At 58.8% G+C, this 14,835-nt stretch carries 11 protein-coding genes and 1 pseudogene; 9 read left to right on the top strand and 3 right to left on the bottom strand.

The window, feature by feature from the left end; translation table 11 throughout:
* The first annotated feature begins 503 nt into the window (after positions 1 to 503).
* Entirely contained in the window at positions 504 to 3,158 is a 2,655-nt protein-coding gene (gene leuS, locus Q0288_RS13380) for a leucine--tRNA ligase (RefSeq protein WP_299431230.1), read from the top strand.
* A 377-nt stretch (positions 3,159 to 3,535) separates the two neighbouring features.
* Here leuS and Q0288_RS13375 read toward each other — a convergent pair whose 3' ends face one another.
* The gene (locus tag Q0288_RS13375) at positions 3,536 to 4,756 is read right to left on the bottom strand and encodes a type II secretion system F family protein (RefSeq protein ID WP_299431228.1); all 1,221 of its coding nucleotides are present in this window, start codon (positions 4,754 to 4,756) and stop codon (positions 3,536 to 3,538) included.
* Between the two features lie 63 nt (positions 4,757 to 4,819).
* On the opposite strand from Q0288_RS13375, the gene scpB reads away from it, so the two are divergent.
* The 3 genes from scpB to Q0288_RS13360 all read left to right on the top strand — a co-directional run bounded on the left by scpB (position 4,820) and on the right by Q0288_RS13360 (position 7,051).
* Positions 4,820 to 5,344 carry an SMC-Scp complex subunit ScpB gene (gene scpB, locus Q0288_RS13370; protein ID WP_299431231.1) on the top strand — a complete coding sequence of 175 codons (525 nt, stop codon included), beginning with the start codon at positions 4,820 to 4,822 and terminating at the stop codon, positions 5,342 to 5,344.
* Between the two features lie 161 nt (positions 5,345 to 5,505).
* Positions 5,506 to 6,312 carry a 2-phosphosulfolactate phosphatase gene (locus tag Q0288_RS13365; protein WP_299431226.1) on the top strand — a complete coding sequence of 269 codons (807 nt, stop codon included), beginning with the start codon at positions 5,506 to 5,508 and terminating at the stop codon, positions 6,310 to 6,312.
* 4 nt (positions 6,313 to 6,316) lie between these two features.
* On the top strand, positions 6,317 to 7,051 hold the full coding sequence (locus Q0288_RS13360; protein ID WP_299431224.1) for a WecB/TagA/CpsF family glycosyltransferase: 735 nt from the start codon (positions 6,317 to 6,319) through the stop codon (positions 7,049 to 7,051).
* 175 nt (positions 7,052 to 7,226) lie between these two features.
* On the opposite strand, the gene Q0288_RS13355 is transcribed toward Q0288_RS13360, so the two are convergent.
* On the bottom strand, positions 7,227 to 8,300 hold the full coding sequence (locus tag Q0288_RS13355; RefSeq protein ID WP_299431222.1) for a lipocalin family protein: 1,074 nt from the start codon (positions 8,298 to 8,300) through the stop codon (positions 7,227 to 7,229).
* Between the two features lie 87 nt (positions 8,301 to 8,387).
* On the opposite strand from Q0288_RS13355, the gene Q0288_RS13350 reads away from it, so the two are divergent.
* The 3 genes from Q0288_RS13350 to aspS all read left to right on the top strand — a co-directional run bounded on the left by Q0288_RS13350 (position 8,388) and on the right by aspS (position 11,246).
* Positions 8,388 to 9,149 carry a TatD family hydrolase gene (locus tag Q0288_RS13350; protein ID WP_299431220.1) on the top strand — a complete coding sequence of 254 codons (762 nt, stop codon included), beginning with the start codon at positions 8,388 to 8,390 and terminating at the stop codon, positions 9,147 to 9,149.
* Positions 9,150 to 9,347: 198 nt separating this feature from the next.
* A complete protein-coding gene (locus tag Q0288_RS13345; RefSeq protein WP_299431218.1) occupies positions 9,348 to 9,770 on the top strand; it encodes an HRDC domain-containing protein in 423 nt (140 codons plus the stop codon).
* A 204-nt stretch (positions 9,771 to 9,974) separates the two neighbouring features.
* The gene (gene aspS, locus Q0288_RS13340; protein ID WP_299431216.1) at positions 9,975 to 11,246 is read left to right on the top strand and encodes an aspartate--tRNA(Asn) ligase; all 1,272 of its coding nucleotides are present in this window, start codon (positions 9,975 to 9,977) and stop codon (positions 11,244 to 11,246) included.
* 23 nt (positions 11,247 to 11,269) lie between these two features.
* Here aspS and Q0288_RS13335 read toward each other — a convergent pair whose 3' ends face one another.
* Complete coding sequence (locus Q0288_RS13335; RefSeq protein WP_299431214.1) at positions 11,270 to 11,527, bottom strand: hypothetical protein; 258 nt, start codon at positions 11,525 to 11,527, stop codon at positions 11,270 to 11,272.
* Positions 11,528 to 12,032: 505 nt separating this feature from the next.
* Between Q0288_RS13335 and polA the strand changes: the two genes are divergently transcribed.
* Together polA and Q0288_RS13325 are read left to right on the top strand one after the other, a co-directional pair.
* Positions 12,033 to 14,564 (top strand): DNA polymerase I, encoded by a 2,532-nt coding sequence (gene polA, locus Q0288_RS13330; protein ID WP_299431212.1) that lies wholly within the window; start codon positions 12,033 to 12,035, stop codon positions 14,562 to 14,564.
* 48 nt (positions 14,565 to 14,612) lie between these two features.
* Positions 14,613 to 14,835, top strand: a pseudogene (locus Q0288_RS13325) (hypothetical protein); the annotation flags it as partial.

Genomic DNA, 14,835 nt, shown 5'->3' with positions numbered 1-14,835 from the left:
AAACCGCGAGAGGATCAAAAACTCGCCTGGTACGACTATCTGAGAAAAGCGATACCGACCAAGGTTTTTGTGGTGTCTCAGGTCAACAACCCCCATCCAAAGGGTGTTCCGGGTGAGGGTTCAAACACGGCAATTCCGTCCCTTGCTTCACTGGACGCATTAGCGTTAAGCCTCCCGGCCCACTGGGGGTCAAAACTCCATAAATTGCCGCCTGTCGCATCACGCGCCCGTACTGCAGAAAGGGGTATACAAACTCCATCGGACTTTTGGCTATACTGCGCCTCCTGGTTGCCCATGCTATTATGAGCCTATGCAGTGGTTTATCCAGCTAGAACTACCTTAGGGGAGGCCCGTCTTTGGGAGGCTCCCCCTTCAGGCTGAAGGGGGATTTTTTGTTGATCTCGACGGGCTTTCCCTTTAGAGGCCACTGGACTTTAGCCCCCCCTTTCCTCTTTCGGCCTTTGAACCAATACAATAACCCGTTGAGAACAGGAGAAGCGAACATGGTCACGACCGATAGGTACAACCCGCACGGGCGCGAGCCCAAATGGCAGAAATACTGGGATCAAATCGGGCTTTTGAGGGCCATGGAGGTTCAAAAGGACGCAGGGGGCCAGACCCGACCCAACCCCAAAAAAGCCTATATCCTGGTGATGTTCCCCTACCCTTCGGGCGACCTGCACATGGGCCACCTGAAAAACTACACCATGGGCGATCTGCTGGCCCGGTTCCGTACCCAGCAGGGCTACTCGGTTTTGCACCCCTTTGGCTGGGATGCTTTTGGTCTGCCCGCCGAGAACGCCGCCCTCAAGTTCGGGGTCTCGCCTGCCGACTGGACCTTTGCCAACATCCAGCAGTCCACCGAGTCGCTCAATCTGATGGGCATCCGCTACGACTGGAGCCGCGAGGTGACAACCTGCCTGCCCGACTACTACCAGTGGAATCAGTGGATCTTCCTGAAGATGTACGAGCAGGGCCTGGCCTACCGCAAAAAGAGCTACGTCAACTGGGATCCGGTCGAGCAGAGCGTACTGGCCAACGAGCAAGTCATTGACGGTCGCGGCTGGCGCTCGGGGGCGCTGGTCGAGAAGCGCGAGCTCGAGCAGTGGTATCTCAAGATTACCGACTATGCCGAACGGCTCCTCTCCGACCTCGACACGCTCCCCCGCTGGCCCGAGAAGGTCAAGGCCATGCAGCGGGCCTGGATTGGCAAAAGCACCGGGGCTGAGTTCGAGTTCCAGGTGAAGGGTCACGCAGCCAGGATTCGCGTGTTCTCCACCCGCCCGGACACAATTTTTGGCGCAACCTTTATGGTGCTGGCTCCCGAACACGAGCTGGTGGCCCAGATCACCACGCCCGAACAGAAAGCCGCCGTGGAGGCATACGTGACCGCAGCCCGGCTGAAGAGCGAGGTCGAGCGGCAGCTGGAAGACCGCGAGAAGACCGGGGTCTGGACTGGGGTCTACGCCCTCAACCCGGCCAACGGCAAAGAGATTCCGGTCTGGATCGCCGACTACGTGCTCGCGGGCTACGGCACCGGGGCCATTATGGCGGTGCCCGGGCAGGATCAGCGCGACTGGGAGTTTGCCGAGAAGTTCGGATTAGAGATTGTTCGCACCGTGCAACCCCCTCCCGATTTTAGCGGCAAGGCTTACCTCGAGGACGGCCCGGCCATCAATTCCGACTTCTTGAATGGCCTTTACATGGACGATGCCAAAAAGCGAATTATCGCCTGGATGGAGGGAAATGGCATCGGCGAGGGCAGGGTCAACTACCGCCTGCGCGACTGGCTGATCAGCCGCCAACGCTACTGGGGCACCCCCATCCCGATGATCCACTGCGAACGCTGCGGCATCGTGCCAGTGCCCTACGAGCAGTTGCCGGTCGAACTGCCCACCCTGCGCGACGTAGACGAGATTCGGCCCAAGGGCAAAAGCCCGCTGGCGGCCCACCCGGAGTTCTACGTGTGCGACTGCCCCCAGTGCGGCAGCCAGGCCCGGCGCGACACCGACACCATGGACACCTTTGTTGACTCGTCCTGGTACTTCCTGCGCTACGCCGACGCCCTAAACCCCAACCAGCCCTTCGACCCTGAGAAAGCCGACTTCTGGATGCCGGTGGATCAGTACATCGGCGGCGTCGAGCACGCAATTTTGCACCTTTTGTACAGTCGTTTCTTCACCAAGTTTCTGCACGACATCGGCCTGGTTCAGGCCCAGGAGCCGTTCGAGGGCCTCTTCACCCAGGGCATGGTGCAGGGCTGGACAGACGTGGGCGAGGTGGAGGTCAGTGGGGAGACCATTCAGTTCAAGAACCTCGAGCGCCGGGCCAAGCTGGAAATCCCCGAGACCCTTACCCTGGAAGAAGCCAGAAAGAGCGGGGCTGAGCTGCGCACCCACGACGACGGTACGGTTCACTTCTGGAAAGCTGCTACCATGTCCAAAAGCCTGGGCAACGGGGTGATGGTGGGGCCATTTGTGAGGGAGCAGGGAGCCGATATTGCCCGCATCACCATCCTGTTCGCTGCTCCACCCGAAAACGAGATGATCTGGACCGAAGAGGGTGTGCAGGGGGCCTGGCGTTTTCTGAACCGGGTTTACCGCATGGTGGCCGAACACCTGGTGGAGCTGAAAGCCCAGGGTGACCATAACCCGGCCCTGCTCGAGGGGGCAGACAAAAACCTTTACCAGAAGCTGCACCAGACCATCAAAAAAGCAACCGAGGACATCGAGGCGTTGCGCTTTAACACCGCGATTGCTGCCCTGATGGAGTTGCTAAACACTATGGGCGAGTACCGCAAGGAGCAGGGCATTACCCCGGTCTACCGCCATGTGGTGCTGTGCTACTTGCAGATGCTGGCCCCCTTCGCCCCGCACCTGAGCGAAGAACTCTGGCATCAATTCCATAACGCTTCGGTTTTTAGCGCCCCATGGCCCAGGCTGGATGAGGCCGCCCTGGTAGCCGACAGCTTCGAGCTGGTGGTGCAGGTAAGCGGCAAGGTACGCGGCAAAACCACCGTAAGCGCACAGGCCAGCGAAGACGAAATTAGGCGTCTGGCAAGGGAGCTTCCCAATGTACAGCAGCACATAGGGGGCAAGGAAGTGCTAAAGGAAATCTACATTCCTCATAAATTGCTGAACATCGTGGTGAAGGGATAAGACCAACCCTGCAATCTCGCTGGTTGTGGTGTTTACCCTGCGAGGCTTGGGCTCGAGGTTTTATACTCGTTCCCGAGGTCGGGTACCCTGTATGAATGAATACGGGCTTCGCAAAGATAATCGTCAAAGCCATCGGAGGTTGGCTTTGCGAAGCCTAAATTCAGACGTTCTGGTTTTCATCTCGGCCACTGAACCGAACTTGCCGCGTTGGTACGTTAACATAGCCGAACCAGTGGGCCAGTGGTCTGGTAATGAGGAAATCAGTATGGGGCAAAGGCCCCGCAACCAGACGGGCGAAATTCATTTCGGAGATCAGGTTGCCCGACCAGCGGTGGGCCTGCGAAAAGCATGCGAACGATTACCCTTGACTTCGACAATTATTGCGCGGAAAGCGTCCCGATAATTCTGAAGAGCGGCAGGAACATCCCGGCCACGATCACACCCACAATAAAGCCCAGGAAAATAATCATCAGGGGTTCAATGGCGGCGGTCAGGGCGCTCACGGCCTCGTCCACCTCACGCTCGTAGAAGTCGGCGATCTTTTGCAGCATGGTATCCAGCGCACCGGTCTCTTCACCAATCGCAATCATGGAACTCACCATCGGAGGGAAAACCTGCGGGTGGGCCTGAATGGTGGTGTGTACGGGCTCACCGGCCTGGATGGCAATTTTGGTCTGCTCGAGGATGTCTTCGACAATCGCATTGCCTGCGGTTCCCTTGGTGATGTCCAGGGACTCCACGATGTTCACGCCGCTGCTGATCAGCAAGCCAAAAGTGCGGGAAAAGCGGGCCAGCGCGCTTTTCTTCATCAGGTTGCCGAATACCGGGAGCCTGAGCTTAATCCGGTCTACCTGGTGTCGCCCTTTATCGGTTCGGTAATAGGCCCGGTAGCCAAAATACAACGCCACCCCGATCAGCACGATAAAAATAGTGCCCTGTCGTAAAAAGTCGGAGAGACCCATCAGAGCCCGGGTCAGGAGTGGCAGCTCCGAGCCCAGACCCGTCAGGATTTGGGCGAACTGCGGCACAATGCCGGTCAGCAGGAAGTAGGTTACGCCGATAGCAAACACAAACACGATAACCGGATAGGTCAGGGCCGAGCGAATCTTACCGATCAGGGCCAGCTCGTTTTCCAGGAAGGTAGCCAGTCTGTCCAGAATGGCATCCAGCGTACCCGAGGTCTCGCCAGCCCGCACCAGGTTGATGAAGAGGCGGCTAAAAAGCTTGTGCTTGCTCAGGGCCTCGCTGAAGTTGGCGCCCCCTTCGACCTCGGTGCGAATGTCTTTGAGAATGCTCTGGAACTTCTTCTTCTCGGTCTGCTTTTCGAGAATCGCCAGGGCCTGCACAATCGGCAAACCGGCGTTGAGCATGGTGGCAAGCTGGCGGCTGAAAATTGCAAGGTCTTTGAGGCCTGGCTGGGGTTCCAGACCCGGCAGTTTGATCTCGGCCTGCAAGCCCCTCCCTGGCTCCTTGATTTCTGCGATGAACAAGCCCTTTTCCCGCAGATTGCGTGCAGCGGTGCGCATGTCCTCGGCTTCAATGACGGCATTAACCAACCGCCCCTGTCTATCCCTGGCCTTGTATTGATAGGTTGGCATACTCACTCTAGTATAGCCTCGGGAAGGCATGATGGTGGTGAAATAACCCCACCCCCCTTTATGATGGACACCCAGACCCTCAAAGCCCAGATTTTAGCGGTATTGTTTGCTGCGGGCCGGCCCCTGGCCCTGAGCGACCTGAGCCCTCTGGGTGCTGAAGAGGCCCTGACGCGGGCCATTGTAGCCCTCGAGAATGACCTCGGCGACGGTAAATCGGGGGTACAACTCGAGCGTGTGGCCGGCGGCTGGCGGCTGGTGGTGCATCCCTTGCACCTCACAGCGGTTGAGCAGGTGTTACGTCCCACCCCGCCGCGCATCTCCAAGGCAGCCCTCGAGGTGCTGGCCCTGGTAGCCTACCAGCAACCCCTCACCAGGGCCGAGCTGGAAGCCTTGCGGGGCAAGAGTGTGGAAGGGGTGCTGGATGGGCTCTTGGAGCGCCAGCTGGTGTACATTGTGGGTGAGAAAGAGGCGGTGGGACGACCCAAGTTGTTTGGTACCACCGATCGGTTTCTGGAAATGTTTGGCCTGGAAAGTCTGGCCGATCTACCCCCGGTGGGCGAAGGTTCGGTACTGCTGTTTCGCAGCTAGGGCCATCTTGATCAGACGGGGAAGCGGGAGAGAAAGTGTGCAACAAAGGGCTGGGTTTTAAGCGGGTAGGTAGAAAATACTCTACCAGTCGGCTTTCAGTTCAGACTTCGTTATAATGCCGCAGGACAGGCGCATTGCGCTCTGATGGAGGCTCTTGCTTGGTGACGATTCGGGTAGATCTGGTTCCCAAACCCCCCTATCCCCATTCTGTGCTTCTGGTGGATGTTTTTTATGGCAGTGCCGTGGGCCTTTTGCTAGCGGGTGGAGCCCGGGAGGTCTGGATTGCCAAAAGCGTGCGAGCAGCCCGGATTCTGGCCGATGCCACCGGGCTGCTACTCGGTGAAGAAGAGGGTCTTCCACCAGAGGGGTTCCACCACGGGCTCTCGCTGCAGGCCCTGAGCAGGCTGAGCCTCGAGGGACAAACCTGTGTGCTGCTGGCCAAAGCCCTGTCCGAATCTCTGGAACAGCAGCCCCTGGGGAGCGCGCTGGCCTATTTTCGAAACGCAAAAAAGGCTATTCAATATGCCTTGGAGAAGCAAATAGACACTGTGGTAGCCGCTACCCAGACCAAACTCGAGGCCGAAGGCACGAGCAGTTGGGCAATTGTCGGCAAGTCCAGCACATCCCAAAGTGCCTCGTCTTCGCTTGAGCCCAGCCTTGCCAACACGGTCGCGGCAGGTTTCATCGCCAAACGCTTGCACCAGACGTTGGGGCAGTGGGGCACCTTACAGGAAGGTGCACGGCTGGCCACCACCCTGCTCAAATCCTTCCCCGACCCACAAGAGTCACTGGTGCAGTCCGATCTGGGCAAGCAACTGTACCGTGCAGGCCGCAGCGAAGACCTGGCCCTGGCAAGTCTGGTCAGCGTGGAAGATCTGGTGCCCAGGCTGGTGCAGGTTCGGGTGCTCGAGGCCAGGCAGTACGGTCTGACCAGAGATCGCTTTGGTTTTTGTTTTCAGGCGAGGTAGGGCCATGCAGCGTGTACAGATTCTGGGAACGCCGGTGGATTTGGTTAACCTCGAGCAAACCCTGGCCTGGATCGAAGACAAGCTCACCCACCCCCAGCCCCACTGCGCTCAGATCATCACCACAAACCCCGAAGCCGTTGTGCGCGCCCAGACCGATTCCGCTCTCAAAAAAGCTCTGCAGGAATGCGAGATCATCACCCCCGATGGGGTGGGCATTGTCTGGGCCGTGGGCCAGCTCACCCGCCAGAAGCTTGCAGGCCGGGTGCCAGGGTCGGAAATCCTGCCCGCTGCATTTGAGCGCTTTGGCTCGCGGCTCAGGGTCTATTTTCTCGGGGCAGCCCCTGGGGTGGCCCAGCGGGCTGCCGAAGCCGCCCAGGCCCGCTGGGGCGTTCAGGTTTGCGGCGTTCAAGACGGCTATTTCAAAGACGAAGCGGCTGTGGTCACGGCCATCCATCAAGCCCAGCCCAACCTGCTGGTGGTGGGGATGGGCGAACGACAAGACACCTTCATCCACCGCCACAAAGCCCGCCTTGGGGCCACGGTAGCCATCGGGGTGGGTGGCATGATTGATGTGCTGGCCGGGGAGGTCAAGCGGGTTCCGACCTGGGCGCAAAAACTCAAAATCGAGTGGCTGGTGCGCATTGCCAGCGACCGCAAACGCTGGGGCCGGTTTCCCCGGCTGATCCAGTTTGTACGGCTGGTTTTGGCAAGCAAGCAGCAGCGGAATGTGGGAAACTAGGGGGTTCCCGAGTATATCTTGGGGGATAAGCGAATTAGCAATTGCTAGAGAATCGTGTCCAGTACGCTGTTACATCTATAAAGCGGTTCACAGAAAGAACCCAGCCATGTATGAATCTCCCCTGGGCGCAACTTATGACCGACCGTCCTTTACGCCTGCCCACAGATTCCAGCTCTTACCGCATCGAGCTGGGAAAGAGGTCAAATGGACTGCCCGGCGGACTATATGGCCCAGCGACAAACTCACCCATGCCCTTGGCCTGCACGCTTTGCCCTAACCAGGTTCCACTGCCCGCGACCGGGCCTTCCCAGTAAGCCACCCGCGTGGAAGCGGTCAGGAGTTCCTGATCTTTACGCAAGGGCTCGAGCCGAAGATCAAGCCCATCCGCTTCCACCTGCCAGGAGAGGTGGTAGCTACGCCCACTGGGTGATGTCCAGCTTTCCACGGGGGTCATTTTAAGGTTTCTGAGTTCACGGATCTGCCCCTGGGGGTCAGTGGCGGTGCCGACGAGCTGCACCACCTCCCCTTCAGGATCTTTAACACGATAGAGCATCAGGTCTACCCCAGTGGAAAGATGCAGACCGAACCAGTCCCACAGCGCACCCAGCGCGGTAGCCTGGCCGCCCTGGTATCCCAACTGGTCGCCCCACTGGTGATCCATCCAGGCTTCGCCTCTTACCGGTCTGCCCGCAATGACCCCTTCGAGCGCTACACGGGTATAGGAAACATAGTACATACGCCCGGTTTCGGCAGTCCCGGAATACCCCGGCGGATGCACCACGGCGGGTTTGAGCGGGGTCAGGCCCACCTGAATGGGGCCTGCAGAAAGCCTGTAGCTGCCGCCTTCTTGCACCAGGCTCCAGTCGCCTTGCTCCATCCGCAATGGTGGATACCGCACCGTGCTATCGCCCCTGGGTCGGTCGGTGCGAAAATCGAAGCGTTCCTCAAATATTTTTTGGTCGGTGCGAAGGTCGGTGACCGCAATATGCGAGGCATGGTAAGGACCTGGAAAGAATAGAGCCGGGTTGAGGATGCCAATTTGCCAGTTCTGCGGTGCGTAAGCCTTGAACAAGGCCCAGTGAAAGGCCAGCCCCTCCTCGGGCAAATAGCCCGAGACATACCACCACTCTAGCGGTGAGTTGTTGGGCCCCCAGTTGTCGGCACTAGGAAGCCGATTGGGATTCACGGCCTGTAGGGTCGGTAAGCAGCCGGTGAGAGCAATTAGCAGGGCAATCATCCAGAGGCGCACGTTATCAGTGTATGCAAGCCGCGCATGGCTGGGGTGTAGTCCAGGATGAAGTATGGAAGCGTAGAATCAAAATGAGCAATCTGCGCTATGACCGACACCCACTGCCACCTCGATTTCATGGAGCCAGACGAAACCCAGGCCGCCATCGAGGCCTCGAGGGATTTCCGGGCCATTCTGACCATCGGCACCAACCCGGTGCGCAACCGCAAAGCCCTGGCGATTGCTGAAGCCAACCCCCACATCTGGGCGGCAGTGGGTCTGCATCCAACGGATGCCCACCTGCTTTCTCCTGAACTCGAGGCAGATGTACGCCATCTGGCCGGGCATCCCAGGGTGCGCGCCATTGGCGAGACCGGGCTGGACTTCTACTGGACGCACGAGTCCAGCGATGCGCAGTACAAAGCCCTGGACTTCCAATACCGGTTGGCCCAAACCCTGGGCTTGCCTCTGATCTTCCACGTTCGCAGCCAGGACGGGGGCCGGGCCGAAGTTGAAACGGCGGCCTGGCTGATGCAGCACAGACCTTCCAGGTTTGTTCTACACGCCTTTGGTGGGCATCCAGGGCTGATGGAGGTGGGGCTGGAGCTGGGCGCCTACTTTGGTTTCGCGGGGCCGCTCACCTACAAAAAGAATGCGGGTTTGCGTGAGGTTGCAGCACAGCTTCCATTGAGCAGACTGCTGGTAGAAACCGATGCGCCCTTTCTGCCCCCCGAACCCCACCGCGGCAGGCGCAACCACCCCGCGCTGAGCAGGTTTACCCTGGCCAAACTGGCCGAGATTCGCGGCTTACCCGTGGAGCAGATGGAAAGCATCACCGACCAGAATGCCCAGGAGTGTTTTGGATTCTGACTGCGCCTGGCAGCTGGTGAAGGTCGAATGCGAAAGATCCTATCGCGGTTCTCGCCTTTTGTGCTAATTACGCGGCCAAACAAACCCTGGGCGGTCTTCTCGCTCCATGAGAGTTCAGCATTCTCTGTGAGTACTGCCCCAGACCCCTGACGCTTCACCGGGGTACCGGTAACAGACATAAGCGGTAAGCTATTGGCTATGCAGTGCCAGACCTTTACCCTTCGACTGGACAGTGCAAGGGATCTCGAGAAGCTCAACCAGTTTTTGGCCCAGGTGATGCCGATTCAGGTTTCCAGCAGCTTGGTTGCGGGCAATGCGCCTTTCTGGAGCGTGCTGGTGTTTTACGAGGGCGAGGCTCAGGCAGTCTCAAAGACCAGCCAGACCCCAAAATCTGCCGCACCCCCCAGCAGTCCGGCCTTTGAAACACTCCGCAAATGGCGCAGCCAGAAAGCAAAGGAAGAGGGGGTTCCGCCTTATGCAGTCGCCACCAATGCCGAACTTCAGGCCATTTTGGAGGTCAACCCCCAAAACCAGGAGGAGCTACGCCAGGTTAAGGGCTTGGGCAAATCTAAAGTGAACAAGTATGGCCAGGAAATCCTGAAGCTCTTGAGCAGAGTCTAGGCTCGAGGTTTTTACCTGGAGTGCACAATTTGGTGCATGGCAACCTGGCTTGACCCGGTGGGAGCTGGCACGTAAGATGCTGGGCAGGATGTTGCGGACGGACGATAATTCTTAAGGGGGCGAGATTTCGACCCCCGGTACCTTGTCGTATCGGGGGGTTTTTTATTGAGCCCACTCCGCCGCCACACGTTTTCGGGAGAAAGCATGTCCAGAACCCTCGCTAGTCAAATCGCCCAGCATCTGGGCAAGACCATTACCCTACAAGGCTTCCTCCACTGGAAGCGCGATCTCGGCGGCATTCAGTTTGCCCTCTTGCGCGATAGAAGCGGCATCGTGCAGGTTGTGGTGGATCGGAGTTTCGAGTTGCCCATTGCCGAGTCTTCGCTGCGTGTGGTGGGCAAAGTGGTTGCCAGTGCCAGGGCGCCTGGTGGCTATGAGGTGGTCGCCGAGCAGCTCGAGTTCTACGCCAGAGCCAGCGAGCCCAGTCCAATTGAAATTCCCAAGGAAGAGTGGCGGGTCAACCCCGAGACGCTACTGGAGTACCGCTACGTAAGCCTGCGTGGAGAGAAAGCCCGTGCACCCCTCAAAATTCAAGCCGCCCTGGTACGGGGTTTTCGCAGCCACCTCGACAGCCTGGGCTTCACCGAGATTTTCACGCCCAAGATTGTTACGGCAGGAGCCGAGGGGGGCAGCAACCTGTTTGGCATTGATTATTTTGAACATCGAGCCTACCTGGCCCAGTCTCCACAGCTCTACAAGCAGATCATGGTAGGGGTCTACGAACGAGTCTACGAGGTGGCTCCAGTCTTTCGCGCCGAGCAGCACGCCACCAGCCGGCACCTCAACGAGTACCTCTCTCTCGACGTGGAGATGGGTTTTATCGAGTCGGACTCCGACATTATGAATCTGGAAGAAGAGCTTATCCGCGCCATGCTGGAAGAAGCCCGCCACACCGCTGGGCCAGAGTGCGAGCTGCTGGAAGTCGAGTGGCCCCACGTGAAGGAGATGCCGCGCCTCGAGCACTCCGAAGCCCGCCGTATCCTGCGCGAAGAGCTTGGAATGCCGGTGGGGGCCGACTTCAATGAGGAGGCCGAGCGGGCACTGGGGGCCTGGGCCAAGGAGAAGTGGGGCGTGGACTTCCTGTTTATCGCCAAATACCCCGAAGCAGCACGGCCCTTCTACGCCTACCCCGAGGGCGACGGGGCGACCCGGGGCTTCGATTTGCTGTTCAGGGGACTGGAGATCACCTCGGGTGGGCAGCGTATCCACCAGTACGAAGTCCTGGTCGAGCAACTCAAGAAGAAGGGCAACGACCCCGCCAACTTCGCAGGCTATCTGGAAGTGTTCAAGTTCGGGATGCCTCCCCACGGGGGTTTTGCTATTGGGGCCGAGCGCATCACGCAGAAGCTGGTCGGGCTGCCCAACGTGCGGTACGCACGAGCATTCCCGAGAGATCGGCACCGGCTGACCCCGTAGTACCTTCCGGGTCGGTGGTGGGGTTACTTCTTCATCTTCAGCACGCCCTTGGTGATTTCTTGTTCGATGCCCAGCTCGAGGCGCATCTTCTCCAGGCGCTCCAACAGCCCCTCGGAAGTAACGCCCAGGCGCCGGGCCATAGCAGCAATTTTTTGCTCGTCATACAGGCTACCCAGGGTCAGCGCCATGGCCTCGCGGTACCTGGGGCCCAGCATTACTTCAATGGTCTTGATGCGCAGTTGGATTTCGAACCACTCGAGTTTTTCGGTCTCATTTTGCATGGTTTCCTTTCATTCTGGCCCAGCCGCAAGCGTTTTGCGGCCTCAACAACCCCCTAATCCTACCAGTATCTGTAAGCGTTTGGTGTTTCGCCGGAGCTTCAGACTCTGATCATAAAAGTGGAGCTGCCCTCGAGCACTTGTAAAATTGCCGAGAGGATCCTCCGAGGCCGCTAGGCCGAAGAATCGGGTGCGCTGGGGTCAACTACCTTTCGTGAAGTTCAGTGCATCCGATCCTTCGCTTCACTCAGGCGGATACCGGATTCAAAAAGATGATCCTCCAACCCGGAGACCCCGAGGCTCACTTTTTGAATCCTGGAGCACCCCCCTCCCGGACGGTCGGCGAAAAAAGCGGCTCCCTTCGGTCGGGTTCCGAATCTGATATGACCCCCCGGTTTTTTCTGATTTCAGGCCAGGGGTCTACCTCGGTATACGCAAAAAAACCTGCGACACACCCAGTGCTCCCCGTAGCTTTCTGCTAGCAACCGAATGGGGGTAGAATATTCGGGTGGAGCAACCCAATTTATTTGCCGGCGAAACCCAGTCGGTCGAGCTGTCCAGGCCCGACCGTATCTGGCTGGTGGACGGGCACCACCTGGCCTACCGGAGCTATTTTGCCTTTGAAAAACTCACCACCTCGAGGGGAGAGACGACACAGGCAGTTTTTGGTTTCCTGCGCACTTTGATTAAACTGCTCAAAGACGACGGAGATTGTGTAATTGTGGTCTTCGACCCCCCCACTCGAACCTTCCGCCACGATGCCTACGAGGAGTATAAAGCAGGCCGGGCTCCTACCCCAGATGATTTCCACCCACAACTGGAGAAAATTAAGGAACTGGTAGATTTGATGGGCCTTAAGCGGCTGGAGGTACCCAGCTACGAAGCCGATGATGTGATTGGTACACTGGCCCAAAAGGGGGAACAGGAGGGCTATCCGGTACGTATCCTGACCGGCGACCGCGACAGCTTCCAGCTGGTCTCGGAGGCTGTACAGGTGATGCTGCCGGACGGGCGGCTGATGAACCCCCAGGCGGTGCAGGAGAAGTATGGCGTGAAGGTCGAGCAGTGGGTGGATTATCGCTCTCTGGTGGGTGATTCTTCCGACAATCTGCCGGGGGCCAGAGGCATCGGGGAGAAGACCGCAGCCAAACTCTTGCAGCAGTGGGGGTCGCTGGAAGGGTTATATCTGCACCTCGAGGCCCTCACCCCCAAAATTCGCGCAAGCCTCGAGGAAAGCCGCGATAACATCAAGCTTTCTCGTGCCCTCTCGCAAATCCACACCAACGTCCCCCTCGAGCTCGATTTCCGCGACTGCCACCGCCGCGAGCCCGATCGCATGGCTTTGCGTGAAACGCTGGAACGGCTCGAGTTTGGCTCAATTCTGCGCGAGATGAACCTGCTGGCCGCCCCTGCGCCCGCCGAGGAGGCAGCCTGGCCACCCCCTCTGGATGCCTTTGCAGGCTATACCCTTGACCGCGCCCAGCCGATGTGGGCCAACTGGGTGGGGTTCGCGGCCTGCGCTAATGGAAGGGTTTATCGGGGCCAGCCCAGCCTGCAAGAACTTCAGCGGTTCCCCGAGATTCGCAGCATGGCCGCCAAAGATTTATCGGTTCTGGCACTCAAGGAAGGCATCTGGGTGCCTCCCGGCGACGACCCCCTGCTGCTGGCCTACCTCTACGACCCTTCCAACAGCGACCCTGCCAGCACCGTGCGGCGCTATGGAGCCGGTGATTGGACCGACGACCCGGTCGAACGCGCCCAGGCGGCTCATACACTGTGGGAGACCCTGCAAGGTCGCATTGGCGATAACCCGCGTATCGAGTGGCTCTACCGCGAGATCGAAAAGCCGCTTTCCGCCGTGCTGGCAAGGATTGAAGCCAGGGGCATCTCGCTCGATACGGACTATCTGGGGAAGCTCTCCGACGAGCTGGGCCAGGACATCGCTGGCCTGGAAACCCAAATCCACCGGCTGGCGGGGCATTCCTTTAACGTCAACTCGAGGGATCAGCTCGAGGTCGTCCTCTACGACGAACTCAGACTGGCCGCCTCGGGTAAGAAAACCCAGACCGGCAAGCGTTCCACTGCCGCCAGCGCACTCGAAGAGCTGCAAGGCCAGCACGAGATTGTTGACCACATCCTTTCCTACCGCGAGCTAACCAAGCTCAAGGGGACCTATCTAGACCCACTCCCCAGGCTAATCCACCCCAAAACAGGCCGCCTGCACACCCGCTTCAACCAGACCGGCACAGCCACCGGACGGCTTTCCTCGATTGACCCCAACCTGCAAAACATCCCCGTTCGCACCGAAATTGGCCGCCGCATCCGCCGGGCTTTCAGGGCTGCGCCGGGTATGCAACTGATCGCCGCCGACTATTCGCAAATTGAGTTGCGGGTGCTGGCCCATATGTCGGGGGATGAAAACCTGATCCGGGTTTTCCGAGAGGGCAAAGATATCCACAGTCAGACCGCAGCCTGGATGTTCGGGCTGGATTTGAACACCGTAGGAGCGGAGCAGCGCAGGGCAGCAAAAACCATTAATTTTGGTGTGCTCTACGGAATGTCAGCTCACCGCCTGTCAAACGAACTCTCGATTCCCTACGCCGAGGCTGAAAACTTTATCGAGCGCTATTTCGCCTCCTACCCCAGGGTGCGGGCCTGGATTGACGAGGTGCTGGCCGGTGCGCGGCAAAAAGGCTACGTCGAGACCATGTTTGGCCGCCGCCGCTTTGTGGCCGACCTCGACTCACGCATGCGCACGGTGCGCGAAGCTGCCGAGCGGGTGGCCTTCAACACGCCCATACAAGGAACCGCCACCGGCGACCTGATGAGGCTGGCCATGGTTAACCTCCAGCCCGAGCTGAATCGCTTGAAGGCCCATATGGTGTTGCAGGTTCACGACGAGCTACTGGTCGAGGCAGCCGAAGATACAGCCGAGGAAGTGGCTCGTGTGGTGCGGGAAGTGATGCAAAGTGCCTGGAAGTTCGAGGTACCCCTCGAGGTCGGCATCGGCATCGGGCAGAACTGGCTCGAGGCCAAGTAGCCGGTCTGCTACCTTTATCTGGGCCAAGCACACACAGTCTGCTGGTTGATGGCTGCTGATACGCAATCGGGCATATGCTATCCGCTTTTGTCGGGTGAGCCTCAACCCTTACTCTGGGCTTCTGTTATGCTTTGCCCATGCAGAGGAACGGGCTTTTGCTCGCCGAGCTGGCCCAACTGGAGGTTTGCTGTGGCAGAAACATTTGAACTCGAGATGCCCGAATTTGAGTTTTTGACCTACCGGGTCGAAGAAAACCTGGGTATCGTCACCC

The organism is uncultured Meiothermus sp. (assembly GCF_937863175.1).
Classification (GTDB): Bacteria; Deinococcota; Deinococci; order Deinococcales; family Thermaceae; genus Meiothermus.
This window is presented reverse-complemented; position numbering and strand designations above follow the sequence as displayed.

Excerpts from the sequence above, each read along its gene's own strand:
- Q0288_RS13360 (WP_299431224.1), top strand. The coding sequence starts at position 6,317 with ATGCAGCGTGTACAGATTCTGGGAACGCCGGTGGATTTGGTTAACCTC.
- Q0288_RS13350 (WP_299431220.1), top strand. The coding sequence starts at position 8,388 with ATGACCGACACCCACTGCCACCTCGATTTCATGGAGCCAGACGAAACC.
- leuS (WP_299431230.1), top strand. The coding sequence starts at position 504 with ATGGTCACGACCGATAGGTACAACCCGCACGGGCGCGAGCCCAAATGG.
- scpB (WP_299431231.1), top strand. The coding sequence starts at position 4,820 with ATGGACACCCAGACCCTCAAAGCCCAGATTTTAGCGGTATTGTTTGCT.
- aspS (WP_299431216.1), top strand. The coding sequence starts at position 9,975 with ATGTCCAGAACCCTCGCTAGTCAAATCGCCCAGCATCTGGGCAAGACC.
- Q0288_RS13375 (WP_299431228.1), bottom strand. The coding sequence starts at position 4,756 with ATGCCAACCTATCAATACAAGGCCAGGGATAGACAGGGGCGGTTGGTT.
- Q0288_RS13335 (WP_299431214.1), bottom strand. The coding sequence starts at position 11,527 with ATGCAAAATGAGACCGAAAAACTCGAGTGGTTCGAAATCCAACTGCGC.
- Q0288_RS13345 (WP_299431218.1), top strand. The coding sequence starts at position 9,348 with ATGCAGTGCCAGACCTTTACCCTTCGACTGGACAGTGCAAGGGATCTC.